Origin of the sequence: Cupriavidus numazuensis (assembly GCF_905397435.1) — a bacterium.
Classification (GTDB): Bacteria; Pseudomonadota; Gammaproteobacteria; order Burkholderiales; family Burkholderiaceae; genus Cupriavidus; species Cupriavidus numazuensis.
The window spans coordinates 80,956-98,673 of sequence record NZ_CAJPVI010000028.1; the positions used below are offsets into that span (position 1 = coordinate 80,956).

Below are 17,718 nucleotides of genomic sequence, written 5' to 3' on the forward strand. Positions count from 1 at the left end.
GCCGAAGGCAGTCATCAGCCACAAGAAGAACTCTACTCGATCGCATGTCGCTTAGCGGCTGGGGGCTGCCCTCCTTGACAAAGGTAATGGTATTACCTATCGTTTGCGTACACATATGCAAGCTAGTGAAGCGAACAAGGAGACAGACGTGCTTGAAAAGGACAGCTTTCCGCCGGTGGAGGTTGAATTGGTACATCAGCGGGCGGACGGGGCAATTGTCTTGCGAGCCACCACGCCCGAATGTCGCCGGTTCACGACGTTGATCGATATGCTTTCGTACCAGGTAGCAGTGCGACCAGATGCAGTGTTCTTGAAGGAAAGAAGTCCCGATGGTTGGCGCGAAGTGCGCTACGGAGATGCGGCGGCACTCGTGACCACCTTGGGTCACGCGCTAGCAATGCTCGGGCTCACAGCGGAGCGTCCTCTGTTCGTCCTCTCCGGCAACAGCATCAATCACGCGTTACTTTCCCTTGCGGCGATGTCGATTGGCGTCCCCGTCGCGCCAATCTCCACGGCTTACTCCCAGTTCGATGACCTCTCGCGACTGTGTACGATTCTGGAGACGGTAACGCCTGGGTTGGTGTATGCGGACGATGGAGTTGCCTATCGGCGCGCGCTTGATGTCGCCGCGCAGTTTGGCTACTCGAGTTTTGTGTCCACTGGTGCAGCGGCAGGGGAATTGACGCTCGACGCTCTCATGTCGAAAGGACAGTCTGGAGTGGCGACCGCGATCCGGCAGGAAGTCGGGCCGCAGACGATCGCAAAGATTCTATTTACGTCGGGTTCAACAGGAAGTCCGAAGGGCGTTGCAGTAACCCAGGAAATGATGTGCTCAAACCAGGATGCGATGGCGCAAGTGTGGCCGTTGCTCGAGGACGAGCCACCAGTCATTGTCGACTGGCTACCGTGGAACCACATTTTTGGTGGCTCGCTGGTTTTCAACTGCGTACTTCGCAATGGCGGGACCCTTGTCATTGATGATGGCAAGCCTTTGCCAGGTCCGATGCAACGGTCAGTTGAAGCACTGCGAAGCCATCCGCCGCACTTCTATCTGGGTGTTCCCAAGGCATTGAACGAGCTGGTACGCGAGTTCGAGCGTGACCCGTCGTTTGAGAAAGTCTTCTTCAGCCGTTTGAAGGCGATGTTCTCTGCGGGCGCAGCGCTTTCCGAACAAACTTGGCATGCTCTACGTGCGGCGTGCCTACGCGCCACGGGGCAAGAACTCCCCTTGTTCATTGGATGGGGGGCGACCGAGACCGCGCCGGTTGTCAGCATTACGCGGGTGGATTGCAACTGTCAGGACTCTATCGGTCTGCCTCTGCCTGGCGCAGAAATCCTGCTCGTTCCGAACCAGGACAAGCAGGAGTTGCGTGTCCGAGGACCGATGGTCATGCCCGGATACTGGCGTATGCCGGAGGCGACCAGTAAGGCCTTCGACTCTGACGGCTTTTACATCATTGGAGATGCTGGCTATCTCGATCCGGAATCATGGAGACGCGATGGCATCCGGTTCGACGGTCGGGTCGCCGAGAACTTCAAGTTGTCCAACGGTACTTGGGTCAATGCTGCGCAGGTGCGCCTGACCGTCCTTGCAATCACTGCGCCTCTGTTCGACGAGTGCGTGGTGACTGGTCATGACCGTGACGAGCTCGGGGTCCTTTTGTTCCCAAACCTGGCGGCTTGCCGAGATGCAACGGGAATGGAGCAAGCAACCTTGCGGGATTTGGTTGGACATGAAGTTCTGCATGCTGCAGTAACGCGTGCAATAGACACGCTCTGTGCCAATGCAGGCGCCTCCACGAGAGTGACGCGAGCCGTTGTGCTCGACTGCTCGCCTTCGGTCGAGGCCGGCGAGATGACGGATAAGGGATACCTCAACCAGCGGGCTGCCCTTAAGCGTCGCGCTAATGAGGTAGAGGCGCTGTACACAAATCCGCGCCCCTCCCACGTCATCGTTGGCAGTGCGCGGTAAGCCGCGGAGCGCAAATAATCCAAGTTATCTGAAACAGCATAAGAGGAACAAGACTATGAAGGACGTATTCATTGTAAGTGGCGCCCGCACCGCCATCGGCACGTTCGGCGGCAGCCTCAAGGACTTGTCACCTACGAAACTCGGCGCAATCGTCGTTCGCGAAGCGGCACGGCGTGCTGGTGTCGAGCTCTCTGAGATTGACCACTCCGTCTTCGGCACCGTCATTCCCACCGAGGCAGCCGACCTGTTCCTCGGTAGAACCGTTGCCATCGAGGCGGGCGCTCCGGACAGTACGCTTGGGCTGACGCTCAATCGGTTGTGCGGCTCTGGCGCCCAAGCTATCGTGACAGCCGCACAGCAAATTCAGCTAGGCGAGTCCAGTATCGCAGTTGCGGGCGGTGCGGAGTCTATGAGCCGAGCTCCGTACGCCGTCGAGGGAATGCGCTACGGACAGCGCATGGGCGATGGCAAGCTGTATGACTGGCTGACCAATACGTTGTCCGACCCCTTTGGCCACGGTCACATGGGCTGCACAGCCGAAAACGTCGCCGAAAAGTTTGGCATCAGCCGCGAGCGCCAGGACACTTATGCGCTAGAGAGCCATAGCCGTGCTGCGCGCGCTATTGAAGCCGGACGCTTTTCCGAGCAAATCGTTCCAGTCGCTCTGAAGACGCGAAAAGGCGTGGAACTGTTCGTCACCGATGAGCACGTGCGTGCGGACACAAATTTGGAGGGCCTTGCAAAGCTGCGACCCGCGTTCCGGGAAGGCGGCACGGTAACCGCAGGAAACGCTTCTGGCATCAATGACGGTGCCGCGGCAGTGCTGCTGGCCAGCGGCGACGAGGTCGACCGAAGGAAGTTGACACCCATCGGACGGATTGTTTCGTGGGGTCTCGCCGGCGTGCCTCCCGAGATTATGGGCGTCGGCCCCGTACACGCTGTTCCCGTCGCGCTCGAGCGGGCCGGTCTCGCCATCGCCGACATCGATGTCATTGAGTCGAACGAAGCATTCGCTGCCCAGGCAATCTCCGTTATCGATGGGTTGGGGCTTGATACAACTAAGGTCAATCCAAACGGTGGAGCGATTGCTTTGGGCCATCCGTTGGGTGCAACCGGCGCAATCCTGACTGTCAAGGCACTGTACGAACTCAAGCGTGTGGGTGGTCGCTATGGCCTTATCACCATGTGCATTGGCGGGGGCCAGGGTATCGCGCTGATCGTCGAACGTTTGAACTGATACGACCATGCTGACAAAAACACGAACCAAGCTCTTGAAGGCCGCGGTCATCGGGGCAGGCAATATGGGTGCTGGCATCGCAGCCCATCTGGCAAATGCCGGCGTTCCGGTACTTCTTCTCGACATCGTGACAGACCCAAGCGCCAGAAATGCAGTAGCCGAACGGGCATTGCAGCGCCAGTTGGCCGGCGGTGGCTTCATGCGGCAAGAGCTCGCGGATCTCGTCACGGTGGGCAATCTCGAAGACCACCTGAAGAATATCGGTGACGCGGACTGGATTGTGGAAGCTGTTGTGGAGGATCCTGAAGTCAAGCGAGACCTCTACCGTCGCATTGACGAGGTGCGCAAGCCGGGCTCAGTCGTTTCCTCGAACACGTCCACCATTCCCCTTGCTCAGCTAACCGAATCGCTTCCTGCGAGCTTTGTCTCCGACTTTGCCATCACCCATTTCTTCAACCCGCCTCGGGCAATGAAGCTGATGGAACTGGTAGCGAGCAGTGACGCCAGGGAGGGACTGACTGCCGATATCGCCGACATCTGCGATCGCCTGCTGGGAAAGACGGTGATTGAGTGTCGCGATACCCCTGGCTTCATTGCCAACCGCATCGGAAACTTCTGGATGTCGGTCGCGACCCTTGAAGCGATGCGGTGCGGGCTGGGTGTCGAGGAGGCCGATGCGGTTATGAGTGCACCGTTCGGCATCCCTCGCACCGGCATCTTCGGATTGTTTGACTACGTAGGAGTGAACCTTGTGCCGTTGGTGTGGGGAAGCTTCATGCGTACGCTTGATGCCCACGACGCGCACCGTCGCTATGACCTCACTGCTGACGCGTTTATCCATCGGATGCTGGAGCGTGGGCAAACCGGCCGCATTGCGGGCCAAGGGTTCTACCGCACACAGCTGGTTGATGGCGTGCGATCACGCCAGGTGATTGACTTCGTCACTGGAAGCTACCGAGGGTTGAGAAACATCGACTTCGTTAGCCTAAGCGAGGCAAAGGGCGACCTGCGCAAACTATGCGAAGGGTCGGATACGGCCGCCAATTACGCATGGCGGGTATTGTCCGAACTGGTTTGCTATGCAAGCGAAGTTGGCCCGGAAATCGCGGCCGACGTCGGTGCAATCGATACTGCGATGCGGCTTGGCTACAACTGGCGATACGGACCATTCGAGCTCGCTGACCGAGTGGGGTTGTCATGGTTGACAAAGCGTCTCCTAGTGGAAGGCAGGGCAGTTCCTCGCTTGCTCGCAATGGCAACCGACCGTGGAGGCTTCTATCCGAGCGGTAAGCTGCTCAATACTAAAGGGACACCCATCGCTCCCACTCGTGCCGAAGGTATCGGGGCACTGGCGGACCTCAAGACGTCGGCCTCACCAGTGTACGGCAACAAGGCAGCATCCCTGTGGGACATCGGTGACGGCGTGCTTGCCTTTGAGGTGCATACCAAGATGAATGCCGGCAACCTTGAGATGCTTGATGTGCTTGAGGCAGTGCCGAGCGTGGTGAAGTCTGGATTCCGCTCGCTTGTCATCGGTAACGACCATCCACGAGCTTTCTCTGCCGGTGCGGACATCGGTCATTTTGTAGAGTTGATTCGGCGCCGAAACTGGGCGGGGCTCGAGGCGTTCGTCGTACGAGGCCAGAATGCGCTTCGCGCCTTGCTGCATGGGCCATTTCCTGTCGTGGCAGCGCCATTTGGCTTAGCGCTGGGAGGAGGCTGTGAGATCCAACTGCATGCGAACTACGTTGTGGCGCATGCCGAGCTGAATGCCGGTTTGCCTGAACTACGCGTCGGGATTGTCCCCGGATGGGGTGGGTGCACGCGACTGTTGGAGCGCTTCACAGAAGAGTACGCTGCGGACTCAATCCGGGCGGCAAAGCGGACATTGGAAGCCATTGTGGCAGCGGTGCCGTCGACGTCTGCAATGGACGCAGCTTCCATGGGGCTCCTATGCAAGCAGGACGCAATCTGCATGAACCGTGATCGGCTTATGATGGAAGCAAAGGAAAGAGCAGTCGTTGCCTCCGGTGAATACATCCCCGCGGCGAATGCCCGCATCCCAGTCGCTGGACGGCAAGCGGCAGGTAGCTTGCTCTCGGCCATTGACGAGGCGGTTGAGGCTGGTCAGCAATCCGAACATGACGCACGCGTAGCGCGAGCGCTGGTTCGCATCGTTACCGGCGGGGATGTCACCCATGGGACGCTCCTTTCGGACCTGGACATCCTGGTGCTTGAGCGAGAAGCCATCCTCGCTCTGGGTGAGGCGCCGAACACCCTCGCACGGATGGAACATATGCTGAACACGGGAAAACCTCTCCTGAATTGAATCCGAGAGTGGGGGGCGTGTTTGCCCCCAAGCCATGGAATGTCTTTTCGTCACTATTGTCGGAGTGTAAGTATGCAGTACAGACCCCCGATTCGGGATATTCGGTTCGTCATCGAGAAGGTCCTTAAGGCTCCCGAGATGTGGGCGGTCTGCCCTCCGCTCGCAGACCTCGACATGTCACTGGCCGGACAGCTTATCGACGAAGCGGGAAAGTTTGCCACCGAGCTACTGGCCCCGACCAATGCTGCCGGCGATAGGGAAGGCTGCAGACTGGTCCAAGGCAATGTTCAGACGCCCACAGGCTTTGCAAGTGTCTATCGGGAGTTCGTCGCTTCGGGTTGGCCGACTCTAGGGTGTGCGCAGGAGCATGGTGGTCAGGGGCTACCTCAGTTGGTCCATACAGCTATTTACGAGATGCTCCTGTCGGCCAATCATGCGTGGTCGATGTACCCGGGGCTTCTTCAAGGAGCCTACGAGGTAATTGCTGCGCATGGATCGGACGCCCTACGACAGCACTATCTGCCGCGATTGGTGAGCGGGGAATGGCTTGCCGCAATGGCATTGACGGAGCCTCAGGCCGGTAGCGACTTGGCGCAGGTCAAAACTAAAGCTCGGCCGCTGCCAGATGGCTCCTATGAGCTTGATGGTAGCAAGGTGTTCATCTCGGGGGGCGATCACGATTTGACGGATAACATCGTGCATCTCGTCCTTTGCCGGGTGAATGGCGCGCCGGAGGGCATCAAAGGGCTTTCGCTAATGCTTGTTCCGAAGCTCCTGCCCGACGGCGGGCGGAACGGCATTTACTGCGAAGCGCTCGAAGAGAAGATGGGCATCCACGGTAGTGCAACATGCTCGATTCGCTACGAGGCAGCGAAAGGGTGGCTGATTGGCGAGCCTGATCAGGGCATGGCTGCTATGTTCATCATGATGAATTCGGCCAGACTGCACGTGGCAATGCAAGGCCTAGGCCACCTGGAGTACGCACGGCAGACCGCCCTGCGATACGCGGCAGACCGTCGGCAAATGAACGCGCCAGGACGGCAATATAAAGCAGCTGGAGGCGACCCCATCGCATGCCATCCGGCCATACGGCGCATGCTAATGACCATTCAGGCGCGCACAGATGCGGTACGCGTGCTGGCATACCAAACCGCGATGATTCTCGATGAGGCGCGCCACGGGCCGGTAAGTGTAAGGGAGGAGGCTGCGGCAAGGGTTGCAATCTTCACGCCCATCGTCAAGACGTTGCTGACCGAGTACGCATTTCAAGGAACAAGCGACGCACTGCAGGTACTGGGCGGCTACGGCTATGTCCGGGAATACGGCATCGAACAGCATTTGCGTGACTCCCGCATTGCCATGATTTATGAAGGCACGAACGAGATTCAGGCGATTGATTTGGTGCAGAGGAAGGTGCTGCGAGACGACGGAAGCGCGTTGAATGCGCTGCTGGAGTCGGTGCTAGAGGATGTGAAGGCCTGCCCTGAGGGCCTCGCCGGTATTGCATACGCGGTGAGACGGCAAGTGGCGAACGCCTACCTGGCGACCACGACAATAATCGTGCGCGCAAAAGCCGACGCCGAGTACCCCTACCGAGTCGCGGACGACTATCTCCGAGCCCTAGGCTACGTTCTGCTGAGCTGGGCATGGCTACGACTGGCACGTGCGGCCGGTGAGGAAGCTGACCTTACCTATGGTCGCGAGAAGATGGGAATGGTCGAGTTTGCATTGGACTGGCTCTTGCCGGACAGCGTCGCGCACTGGGAGCGCGTGATGAACGACCAAGCCCGGTTGCCGGAGGCCCCCTTGGCGTAACGACGGGTGGCGTGGGGTGCCGGGAGTGTCAACGCAGTGATTCATAACAAGACGAAGGAGACAATAATATGTTGAAGACGAAGAGGGTGAGCCCCAAAGCTTGCTTGACGAGCATGGCCATGTTGGCAGTACTCGGAACTGCGTCCGGGAAGGCTTTCGCGCAAGCCAACGCGTACAGCGGTGGCGCGGTCAAGATCGGGGTGCTTACGGACATGAATGGCATTTACTCAGACTCGGGCGGCCAGGGGTCCATCATTGCTGCGCGTATGGCAATCGAGGACCTTGGTGGCAAGGTGCAGGGGGTGCCCGTCCAGCTCGTCACCGCCGACCATCAGAACAAGGCTGACTTCGGAGCCACAAAGGCTCGGGAATGGTTTGACGTCGATGGCGTCGACATGGTGACCGACATCATCACCTCTTCAGTGGCGTTGGCCGTTGCGCGCGTGGCGGACCAGAAGAAGCGCATCAATATTAACGTTGGCGCAGGCTCGACTCGACTGACAAACGAGGAGTGCTCGCCTTACACCGTGCACTACGCATATGACACCTATGCGCTTGCCAATGGGACGGCACGAACGGTGGTGAAGAACGGCGGAAAGACTTGGTACTTCCTCACGGCCGACTATGTATTCGGGACAGCTCTCGAGTCCGATGCTGCAGACGTTGTGCGTGCTAGCGGAGGCAAGGTCCTCGGTTCTGTGAAGCACCCACTGAATGCCTCGGATTTCAGCTCCTTTCTGGTGCAAGCGCAGGCATCCAAGGCTAACGTCATTGGCTTGGCGAACGCCGGTACGGACATGATGAATGCCATCAAAGGCGCGCGCGAATTCAGGCTCGGAGCGTCGGGGCAAAAGCTGGCCGGACTGCTAGTCAACATCAATGACGTCCATCACATGGGCTTGGAAGCTGCCCAAGGTATGTTTCTCACCGAAGGTTTCTATTGGGACCGGAATGAGGAGAGCCGCCAGTTCAGCAAGCGCTTCTTTGCCAAGGCAAAAGCGATGCCGAACATGATTCATGCCGGCATATATTCGGCGGTCACGAACTACCTCAAGGCGGTCGAATCAGCTGGAACCGACAACGCGGACGTGGTCATGAAGGCAATGAAGTCCAGAGAAATCAACGACTTCTACGCGACGCATGGCAAGATTCGACAGGATGGCCGGATGATTCATGACATGTATCTCGTCGAGGTCAAGAAGCCATCAGATTCGAAATACCCATGGGATTACTACTTCGTTCGCGAAACGATTCCGGCAGCCGTGGCTTTCAAGCCGCTGTCTGAGTCGAAGTGCTCCCTTGTTCAGAAGAGCTAATGTTTGCAATAGTGGCGGGCCGTAGCCTATGGTCCGCCATATCAAGCCAGATTAGCCAACGCTCACGCGTCCCCGGCAAGTCGCCAGAGTTCGGCCAAGAGGGCGTCCGTACCGCTGTTCAATCGTGCGGCTACCCGCCTTTGATGTTCGGCGAACCGCGACTTCAAAGTCTCTAGGAGCGAGGCACCTTCTGCCGTCAGATAAATTTCCCGCGCCCGGCCATCGGTTGCGGAACGTACGCGTGTTGCGAGGCCACGCTTTTCGAGTTGGTCAATGACTGGAACGATGCGGGGGCGCTCAACACCAAGCGCCTCCGCTATCGTCGACTGAAGTGCGCCAGGATTGTCCGCAACGAGTGAAAGCACCGAGAACTGGGTTGGGCTAATCTGGTACTTTCCGATGGCGTCTTGAAGGTCGTCGAACACCGCCATTTGCGCCCGACGTATCGCGTAACCAATAGTGCCTCGGAGATAGGTCATGTCTAGGCTTTCGTCACCTATTTCCGAGAAGTCGCTTTCATAGTTGTCTGATCTTGCGGCTTTAGCCTTGGCATTGCGCATGTGAAGGGTGTGTCGACGTTCTATGGGAATGGTAACACCGCAGGATGCGTGGCAGTGCGCTGGCGGCAAAGTCACATACTCCTGTCGCGAGAAGGCTAGTAACGAATTTCACCTGATTGTTCTCGCGCTATTTCTCGCGTCGGTAAATTAGCAGCCCGGGGACAGACCCGTTGGAGTCTCTCAGCCATCCCCATTGCACACCGCTACCAACTTTGTATCTCCGGATCCAGGGCACGGGGCCAAAGGCCAATTACGGCTTTGTTAGCAGATGTGACTACGCGGTCGCTCCTATTTCCGAATCTGACTGTGCTCGATGATCCCACGTGACCTATTCGATCCGCAGAGGGCCTCCAAGAGAAGCTTGCAAAAGCGAACTATAATTATAACAGTGAGGTGGCATTGGGCCGCACGGCAGGTCAACGGAAGTAGTTGCAGGAGGTTCATGGAACAAGCGAAAGCAGGAAGGTCCGGTGAGAGCGAGCATCAGTCGGGAGACCGGAAGTTTGCATCCACGGAGCGGTACTCATCGGTTGCACGGACCGTCGAGATTCTCTCTGACGCCTGGGGGTTCTTAGTCCTGCGCGAAAGTTTCTTCGGCGTTCGCAGGTTCGAGCAGTTTCAGTCGTTGCTCCAGGTCCCGCGGACAACGCTTGTACAGCGACTCAGCAAGCTAACTGAACTCGGCATACTACGGAAGGTACCTATTGGCGGTCGACATGAGTACCGATTCACGGACAAGGGGAGGGACCTCTACCCGACGATGCTTTCCTTACTTGCGTTCGGCGACAAGTGGCTCGCCGGGGGGAAGCCACCGCCGTTGCAGTTGTTCCATAACTCCTGCGGTTCGGCTTGTTCGCCACGAATTGCCTGTTCTCATTGCAATGACGACATCGACGCCCGACGCGTGCGTTATCGGGACGGGCCGGGTGCCGGTGTGGAAGTTAGAACTGAAGCCAGAAAGCGTTCGCGGCGTGCGTCGGACCCGGGCGTGCTGCAGCGTGTACGTCCATGCTCTGTGGCAAGGACGCTGCAAATCATCGGCGACCGCTGGTCATTTCTTGTGATTCGGGAATTCTTTTACGGGGTGCGCCGCTTCGATGAGTTTCAATCGCGCTTGGGGATTGCCACAAACATTCTTGCGGACCGACTCCAGCGGTTGACCGAAGAGGGCGTTATCAACAAGCGACAGTACCAGGAGCGTCCAGCTCGTTTCGAATACATGATGACTGAGATGGGGCTAGACCTCTATGGCTCGATGCTGGTGATGATGCATTGGGGGGATAAATGGCTCTCCGGGGGCAAGCCACCGCTGACGCTCCGACACAGCAAGTGCGACCACGATTTCCATGCGGTGGCTGTGTGTAACCAGTGTGGCAAGGAACTTGACCCGCGAGATGTCTCGTATAGTCTGCGCTATGACCTCGAAGCTTCTGCCCAGGCTGCAGCTTGACGCCGAAGTAATATAGCCGTTCCGTACGACAATTCGAAGCGGTTGCGCGCGATAACTTGGCTCTTGGTGTCAAGTTCATATTCGGAGCATCGACATTGAAATGGTACTGCTGGGCCTCGAACCCTCAGCGCTGCATGGCATTCCTAATCTGGAGGACGGTAACCGTCGCCGTCACGGCAACCCGAAAAGCCACGCGGACTGCTCCACTTGTCATATGGGAAACATTTGTGGAGTAGTTCGCAGTCATTGAAGTTGATGTTGGACACGGGCTTGGAATCACGCGCGGGCCGCTGCGCGATGGCAAAGGTCAGTGGGGTTCGTCATGTTGTTGTCCTGTCGTGGCCAAGTGGTCTTGGACTCTTTTTCAGGCAGTCGCACTTATTGATGGCTTGTATCCGGCCGAGGCGCATGTTCATCGTATCCCGAATGCAAAGTCTGCTCGTTGTCGAAGGTATCACCGCCAGTTCTTCTGATTCAGCGCGCTAGACGTTGCTGCATTCATATCGATTTGTTGTCGCTCCAGTCAAAACTGTCGCTTCTCGAACCCCGCTGCAGCGTATTCAATACGCTCTTAACGCGGCTCTTTGTGAGCCGGACGAGAGTGAAGGAGATGCAGTGGTTCGAAACAGCGAGCTGGAGAGTGCGGACAAGGTACCCGCGCAAGTTGATGTGGTCATTGTGGGCGCCGGTTTCGCCGGTTTGTACGCGCAATGGCGCCTGTCCAAGCTTGGACTGGCGGTGCAGGGGTTCGAGGCCGGCTCGGACGTCGGGGGCACGTGGTACTGGAACAGGTATCCGGGCGCTCGGTGCGACGTCGAGAGCCTGGAATACTCGTACTCTTTTTCACCCGAGCTCCTGCAGGAGTGGGAGTGGACCGAGAAGTACGCAACCCAGCCGGAGATCCTGAGCTACATCGAGCATGTGGCGACCCGCTTTAACCTGCGTCGGCGCATCCGCTTCTCGACCCAGGTCTCCTCGGTCGAATACCAGTCTGCCGAAAGCCGCTGGGTGGTCAGGACAGACCGGGGAGACGAGGTCTCAGCGCGATTCTGCATCATGGCGACCGGATGTTTGTCCCTGCCGCGAAGGCCTGATTTTCCCGGACTGGATAGCTTCCGGGGACGCGTTTTCCACACAGGCGACTGGCCACACGAGGGAGTCGACTTCAGCGGACGACGTGTCGGCATCATCGGCACGGGCTCGTCTGGCATCCAAGCGATCCCGCCCATCGCCGAGCAGGCTGGCCAGCTTTTCGTATTTCAACGCACAGCCAATTACAGCGTTCCTGCGCACAACCAGCAGCTCGACCCTAGCCACCAACGCTGGTTCAAGAACAACAGCTCAGACCTGCGTGATCGGATGCGGCGGTCATCCGTGGGGACCCTAACCGACCGCAATCCTGTCTCGGCGCTGGCAGTCGAGCCCGAAGAGCGCGAAAGAGTCTTCGAGGCTGCGTGGCTGCGCGGCGGGGCGGGATTCACTCGGTGCTTTTCGGATCTATTGACGAGCGCCAAGGCGAACGAGTTCGCATCAGAGTTCGTGCGGAACAAGATCCGCTCCATCGTCCAGGACCCGCAAGTGGCCGACCTCCTCTGCCCTCGCGATTACCCGCTCGGCGCGAAGCGCATTTGCGTCGACACCGGCTACTACGCTACTTTCAATCGGCCAAACGTGCGGCTTGTGGACGTTCGGCGGGCGCCCATCATTGGCGTGGTCGAGGACGGTCTTCGCACCTCCGCGCAGTCCTTTGAATTGGACGACCTTGTGTTTGCCACCGGCTACGATGCGGTCACTGGCGCCTTGTTGGACATGTCTATCCGTAGGGACGATGGCATGAGCCTGAAGGACAAATGGTCCACTGGCCCGGAGACCTATCTGGGTCTGATGACCGCGGGATTTCCCAATCTTTTCTTCATCACGGGACCAGGCAGCCCGTCCGTGCTGAGTAATATGGTCTTGTCCATCGAGCAGCACGTGGACTGGATTGCCAACTGCGTAGGATTCCTGACATCCAGCGGCAAGCGGTACATCGAGGCCACCCAGCAGGCCGAAGGCGAATGGACGCAGCACGTTGCAGCAGTCGCAGACAAAACCCTGTTTCCTCATGCCGCTTCCTGGTTTCTGGGAGCGAACGTGCCGGGCAAACCACGCGTCTTCCTGCCCTACGCGGGCGGGGTCGACGCTTACGGCCACAAGTGCCGTGAAGTCGAGCAAAGCGGCTATCCGGGCTTTCAACTGAGCTGACAGGGCAAGGTGAAAATCGTCACTGGGGCTGCGGGCGCGGTCGGCATTGCCATCACTGAAGTTCTGGCGATCGATCGCGGCCTTACTTCATCTCCTGTCAGGAGCCTTGATGCGCTTCGGGAAGGACATGGAAGCGTTTGTGACGAACGTCGTCTCGCGCCTGATTCTGTCGATGGATGGGGAGGAATGGCGGCCTGACCGCTGAAACAGAGGATGCATACATGTCACTAGACCCTGAAGCCCAGAGTTTCCTATCAAGGTTGGCCGATGCGGGGCAACCTCGCTACGACGCCCTCTCACTAGCGGATGCCCGCGAAGCCATGCGCGCGGCGCGCAGAGCGCGCCCTCCCATGCCCCCGTTCGCCGGCTCGCGCTACGAAACAAGGACCGGCCCCACTGGCGTGCCGCTGAGGCTGTACCGGCCGGCGGGAATGGGCCCTGAGCCGGCTGCGGCAATCCTCTATTTGCATGGGGGTGGCTGGGCCCTTGGCGAGTTGGACCATTTCGATCCCCTCTGCGAATCCCTCGCAGGGCAGGCGGGGTGCATCGTCGTCGCGGCGGACTACCGCCTGGCGCCAGAGGCGAAGTTCCCGGCCGCCGTAAACGATGCTTGCGAAGCCTTTGCCTGGATGGCTCGCAGTTCGGTAGAGCTAGGCCTCGATCCGACCCGTCTCGCCGTCGCTGGCGACAGCGCTGGCGGAAACCTGGCGGCCGTTGTGGCGCTGTCGGCTCGTGACGGTGAGTTGCCGCCCGTGAGACTGCAAGTCCTGCTGTACCCATCCGTCGACATGGGGATGGATTGGCCCTCCTATGCCATCAGCGAACCTGGCTTGCCGGTGGATGGGAGGATGCTGAGGTGGTTCCGCGAGCACTACCTTCGCCAACCCTCTGACGCAATGAACTGGCGAGCTTCGCCGCTGCAGGCACCAAAAGCCGGTCTCGCGCCCGCCTATGTCCTCACCGTCGGCTACGACCCTCTCGTCGATGAGGGTGCTGCCTACGCCGAGGCGATGCGCGAGGCCGGCGTGGAGGTCATCCACCACCACTATCCCGGTCAGTTCCACGGCTTCCTTTCCGTCACGCCCGGCAGCGTAGCGGCCCGGCGTGCCTGGAACGAGATCGGCGCCGCCGCAAAGCTTTTTCTTTCCGCGTGAGATCAGGCAATAACTTGAGGCACCGGATCCAAGTCCGCCGCCGGTTTCGCCTTGCTGTCGCAGCGAGCGCCGCGACAGCGAGGCAGCGGTCGCGTTGGCGCAGCTAACCCCCCAAGATCCGCTGGAGGCTTCCCTCGAGCTTCGGCAAGAGCATCAACATCGTCAATCGGAGGGCTACACATACATTGACGCCGTGCGCGAGATGACTGGCGGCAACTTCTGACTATGCAGTGGTTCGGACGGGATGAACTCGTCTCTCCACTAGGTTTGATCGATGCAGTCTCGGGCTGCGTCGTGAAGGCCAGGTATCTGGCCTTCACGACGCCGTGGCCATCAGATAACCACGGGCCGGAAGGGGGAAGTCCCAACCTGTAATTTGCACTTGGCGGACGATCATGAGACGAGCAGTAATAACACTAACGCATGGTCTCCTGTCTGTCGTTCGGTAGCGCACGATCGTCACTCTCGAGGGCAAACATGAATTGTTCGAACCGTCTGTGCAGTTCCCCTTGTACCGGTAAATGTCGATCAACAGGGCTGGGCGAGCCAGACGCATGCAGCACCCTCGACCCGCTCAGGGCGGGTTAGCTTTCTTCACAGTCGGGGGTTTTCCCTTGGTGTAATCGATAATATGGCTACCTACACTTAGTATACTTATGCAAGTAAGCAACCGGCCGCAGGTCTTTATTCGAGAGCAAAGGAGCAACGGCCGGTGGGTACATCTGATATTACGTAGTGTCTTTCGCCCGACGAGGAAATGCGTTCGCGTTGTCTCTTTTTTTCAAAGACTGAAGTGGTAATACCACACGCTCTTAGTGCCTAGTGACGGCACCTCCCAGCACTGGGCGCAGCCCACGCCGCCCCGTAGCAGCGCCCTTCGCTCCCGTCAGGGGGTTAGCTTTCCTCACAGCCGGGGGTTTTCCCCTGGTGCAATCGATAATAGTGTTATCTATACTAAGTGCAGATGTGCAAGTTAATAAACAAGGCAAGTCTTTCGAGAGCAAAGGAGCAACGGCGGTGGATATGCCTGATATTTCCCACGTAGTGTCATTCGCCCAATTAGGAAATGCGTTCGCATTGGCCTCTCTTCTGGCAATCCTCTCCAGCGGCCTAGCGCTCATCTTTGGGCTGCGAGATGTCATGAACCTCGGCCATGGAGCGCTCTATATGCTTGGGGCCTATCTTGGCTACTCTGCGACTTCGTTCGTCGGCTTTTGGGGCGCGCTTCTGGTGGTGCCGCTGCTGCTTGCGGTGGCGGGAGCCGTCCTGGAGCTTGCCATCCTCAGGCCGCTGCAAGCACGGCCTCACATGGACGTGGCGTTGGTGACCTTCGGCCTTGGCCTGGTTTTGGCTTCAATCATTGCCCGTTTTTGGGGGAAGCTTCAGCTTGATGTCAGAACACCGAGCGGGCTGGACGGTACTGTCGCAATATTCGGAGAGTCCTTTCCAAGCTATCGGTTGTTCTTGATCGCGATCGGGCTCGGTGCTTGTGGCGCATTGGCGATCTGGCTGCGCTGCACGCGGGCCGGCATGTACACGCGTGCCGCCAGCCAGCAACCGGAAGTCGCCAGGATGATGGGCGTCAACACGGATCGGCTGAGCTTGCTCGTCGTATGTCTCGGATCCGCATTTGCCGGGCTGGCAGGGGTCGTGGCAGGACCCTACCTGGCGGTCGAACTCGGTATGGGGCATGCGATCCTCCTGAGCACACTGATCGTTGTCGTTGTCGGCGGGCTTGGCAGCATCAGCGGTGCAATTGCGGCGGCGCTTCTCTACGGATTCGTCCAAGTCATCGGTGCCGTGCTCTTTCCCGCGGCGGCGGCAGTGGTGCCCTACCTTCTTTTGGCCGGCGTTCTCCTATGGCGCCCCCAAGGGCTGGGCCGAGGGAGGGTCGCATGAACTCGCCAGAGGCTGCACCCATGAATGCCGACTTTCCTTTCTCGAAGCAGAGCATTGCTACCGCTCGCGGAGCCTTCGCAATCGCTCTCGTTGCCATCGCTCTTGCGGGGTTCTTCACACCTCTTCTCGTAACGCAGACTTACCACCTCAACCTGCTATTGCGTGGAGTGCAGTTGGCGGTTGCCGCCGTCGGCCTCGGATTTCTGATGCACCAGAGTGGATTGGTGATGATCGGCGCGTCCGCATACATTGGATTGCCAATGTATCTGGTGGCGATCGGGTCCAATCTCCTGCACTTGGGGACGGCAGCCGCAGTGGCGTTCGCGCTCATGTGCACTCTGCTTTTCTCGGTCTTGAGCGGAGCGCTGATCATCAGGGCGAAACCCTTGCCGTTCGCAATGATTTCGCTGGCACTCACGCAGATGCTCAAGACGATCGCATCGCTCCCGTCGTTGCGCCCTACCTTGGGCGGCGACGACGGTCTCCAGGTTGCGCTGACCGGCGATTTTTTCGGGATGTCGCCAGCGGTCTTCTATGACCCGGCTCACTTCTGGCCCCTCACATGGGGAACGCTTTGCATCGTGTCGTTGGCGGCTTGGGCGGTCGGCAAGTCGCGGCTAGGGATCATCCAGCGGGCCATCAAGGCCAATGAGGAGCGGATGGCATTCGCTGGCTTCAACACCTATGCGCCACGTCTGGCCGGGTTTGTGTTGGCCTGCTTCTTCATGGCTGTAGCCGGCATCCTTATGGTGCTCAATACGGCCTTCGCCTCGCCCGAAGTCCTGGACTTCATCGGTGGAAACAATGCCCTGCCCGCAATGCTGCTTGGCGGCACGGCCAATGTCTTCGGGCCTGTGCTGGGAGCGCTGTTCTTCACGTGGATGCAGGATTACTTCGCTGCCGCAGGCGACCTTGATTTGCTGATGGGCCTGTCCGTCGTCATCGTGCTGTCGATTTGCCCCAAGGGGGTGATCGGCCTGCTTGTCGGAGCCTTCGGAGGGCTCAAGCTTCAGATCCGGGAGAAGCGCTAATGTTGTGTGTAGAAGACCTGAGCGTCAGTTATGGTGCATTCAAGGCGCTTGACGGTGTCAGCTTCAAGGTCGCCAAGAGTGGGACCCTGCACGGGATCATCGGCCCGAACGGGGCAGGCAAGTCGACGCTGATGGATGCATTGACCGGCCGCCGGTTGCCTACGCGTGGAAAGGTTTTGCTGGAAGGGAAGGAAATCACGCGCCGCTCGGTTGTGTGGCGTCGGCGAAACGGCATTTCCCGATCGTTTCAGCGAACAAGCATATTTCCAGGCCACACGGTTCGCGAACAGATCGAGTTGGCGGCGTGGCGCATGGGTGCAGGGGATGCGGGAGAGATTATCGAGGCGATGGGCTTGGAGCCGGTGGCGAGCCTGCATGCCGACACCATTGCCTATGGTGACCAGCGACGCGTCGATATCGCGCTCGCTCTGGTCGGGCGGCCCCGGCTCATGTTGCTCGATGAGCCGGCGGCGGGTCTCTCGAAACGCGAAACCATGGCGCTGTTCGACCACCTTCAGTCGCTCGTGCAGGATCGTGGCGTGACCGCACTGGTGGTCGAGCATGACGTCGATGCCGTCTTCGGCTTTTGCTCAGAAGTAACCGCACTAGACCTCGGGAAAGTCATCACCACCGACTCACCGGCGGCGGTCCGGCGAGACGCGAGGGTCGTGAGCGCATATCTCGGCAGCGCAGCGTGACTCGCATGCGAGT

Annotated in this window: 12 protein-coding genes; 11 read left to right on the top strand and 1 reads right to left on the bottom strand. The window is 58.9% G+C overall.

From position 1 onward, the window contains the following. Window positions 1-148: 148 nt before the first annotated feature. The 5 genes from KHO41_RS21885 to KHO41_RS21905 all read left to right on the top strand — a co-directional run bounded on the left by KHO41_RS21885 (window position 149) and on the right by KHO41_RS21905 (window position 8,669). Window positions 149-1,972 (top strand): AMP-binding protein, encoded by a 1,824-nt coding sequence (locus KHO41_RS21885; protein ID WP_211955373.1) that lies wholly within the window; start codon window positions 149-151, stop codon window positions 1,970-1,972. Between the two features lie 55 nt (window positions 1,973-2,027). Beyond that, window positions 2,028-3,209, top strand: coding sequence for a beta-ketothiolase BktB (bktB, locus tag KHO41_RS21890; protein ID WP_211955374.1), 1,182 nt, complete (start codon window positions 2,028-2,030; stop codon window positions 3,207-3,209). Window positions 3,210-3,216: 7 nt separating this feature from the next. Next, on the top strand, window positions 3,217-5,538 hold the full coding sequence (locus KHO41_RS21895) for a 3-hydroxyacyl-CoA dehydrogenase/enoyl-CoA hydratase family protein (protein ID WP_211955375.1): 2,322 nt from the start codon (window positions 3,217-3,219) through the stop codon (window positions 5,536-5,538). A 72-nt stretch (window positions 5,539-5,610) separates the two neighbouring features. Beyond that, complete coding sequence (locus tag KHO41_RS21900; RefSeq protein ID WP_211955376.1) at window positions 5,611-7,353, top strand: acyl-CoA dehydrogenase family protein; 1,743 nt, start codon at window positions 5,611-5,613, stop codon at window positions 7,351-7,353. 68 nt (window positions 7,354-7,421) lie between these two features. Then, window positions 7,422-8,669, top strand: a complete 1,248-nt coding sequence (locus KHO41_RS21905; protein ID WP_244873950.1) for an ABC transporter substrate-binding protein — start codon at window positions 7,422-7,424, stop codon at window positions 8,667-8,669. A 62-nt stretch (window positions 8,670-8,731) separates the two neighbouring features. Here KHO41_RS21905 and KHO41_RS21910 read toward each other — a convergent pair whose 3' ends face one another. Next, window positions 8,732-9,229, bottom strand: coding sequence for a MarR family winged helix-turn-helix transcriptional regulator (locus KHO41_RS21910; protein ID WP_211955377.1), 498 nt, complete (start codon window positions 9,227-9,229; stop codon window positions 8,732-8,734). Window positions 9,230-9,671: 442 nt separating this feature from the next. On the opposite strand from KHO41_RS21910, the gene KHO41_RS21915 reads away from it, so the two are divergent. From KHO41_RS21915 to KHO41_RS21940, 6 genes are all read left to right on the top strand, one after another. Then, on the top strand, window positions 9,672-10,679 hold the full coding sequence (locus KHO41_RS21915) for a winged helix-turn-helix transcriptional regulator (RefSeq protein WP_211955378.1): 1,008 nt from the start codon (window positions 9,672-9,674) through the stop codon (window positions 10,677-10,679). 615 nt (window positions 10,680-11,294) lie between these two features. After that, on the top strand, window positions 11,295-12,923 hold the full coding sequence (locus KHO41_RS21920) for a flavin-containing monooxygenase (protein ID WP_244873951.1): 1,629 nt from the start codon (window positions 11,295-11,297) through the stop codon (window positions 12,921-12,923). A gap of 350 nt (window positions 12,924-13,273) precedes the next feature. Next, window positions 13,274-14,077, top strand: coding sequence for an alpha/beta hydrolase (locus tag KHO41_RS21925; protein WP_211955379.1), 804 nt, complete (start codon window positions 13,274-13,276; stop codon window positions 14,075-14,077). Between the two features lie 966 nt (window positions 14,078-15,043). After that, entirely contained in the window at window positions 15,044-15,976 is a 933-nt protein-coding gene (locus tag KHO41_RS21930; protein ID WP_211955380.1) for a branched-chain amino acid ABC transporter permease, read from the top strand. Then, window positions 15,973-17,007, top strand: coding sequence for a branched-chain amino acid ABC transporter permease (locus KHO41_RS21935; RefSeq protein ID WP_211955381.1), 1,035 nt, complete (start codon window positions 15,973-15,975; stop codon window positions 17,005-17,007). The genes KHO41_RS21930 and KHO41_RS21935 overlap by 4 nt, the downstream gene beginning before the upstream one ends. Then, on the top strand, window positions 17,007-17,705 hold the full coding sequence (locus tag KHO41_RS21940) for an ABC transporter ATP-binding protein (RefSeq protein ID WP_211955382.1): 699 nt from the start codon (window positions 17,007-17,009) through the stop codon (window positions 17,703-17,705). Before KHO41_RS21935 ends, KHO41_RS21940 begins: the two co-directional genes overlap by 1 nt. The last annotated feature ends 13 nt before the right edge of the window (window positions 17,706-17,718 follow it).

What these genes read in the sequence shown, in the direction of transcription:
- bktB (WP_211955374.1), top strand. Translation starts at nt 2,028, where the DNA reads ATGAAGGACGTATTCATTGTAAGTGGCGCCCGCACCGCCATCGGCACG.
- KHO41_RS21895 (WP_211955375.1), top strand. Translation starts at nt 3,217, where the DNA reads ATGCTGACAAAAACACGAACCAAGCTCTTGAAGGCCGCGGTCATCGGG.
- KHO41_RS21900 (WP_211955376.1), top strand. Translation starts at nt 5,611, where the DNA reads ATGCAGTACAGACCCCCGATTCGGGATATTCGGTTCGTCATCGAGAAG.
- KHO41_RS21905 (WP_244873950.1), top strand. Translation starts at nt 7,422, where the DNA reads ATGTTGAAGACGAAGAGGGTGAGCCCCAAAGCTTGCTTGACGAGCATG.
- KHO41_RS21910 (WP_211955377.1), bottom strand. Translation starts at nt 9,229, where the DNA reads ATGCGCAATGCCAAGGCTAAAGCCGCAAGATCAGACAACTATGAAAGC.
- KHO41_RS21915 (WP_211955378.1), top strand. Translation starts at nt 9,672, where the DNA reads ATGGAACAAGCGAAAGCAGGAAGGTCCGGTGAGAGCGAGCATCAGTCG.
- KHO41_RS21925 (WP_211955379.1), top strand. Translation starts at nt 13,274, where the DNA reads ATGCCCCCGTTCGCCGGCTCGCGCTACGAAACAAGGACCGGCCCCACT.
- KHO41_RS21935 (WP_211955381.1), top strand. Translation starts at nt 15,973, where the DNA reads ATGAACTCGCCAGAGGCTGCACCCATGAATGCCGACTTTCCTTTCTCG.
- KHO41_RS21940 (WP_211955382.1), top strand. Translation starts at nt 17,007, where the DNA reads ATGTTGTGTGTAGAAGACCTGAGCGTCAGTTATGGTGCATTCAAGGCG.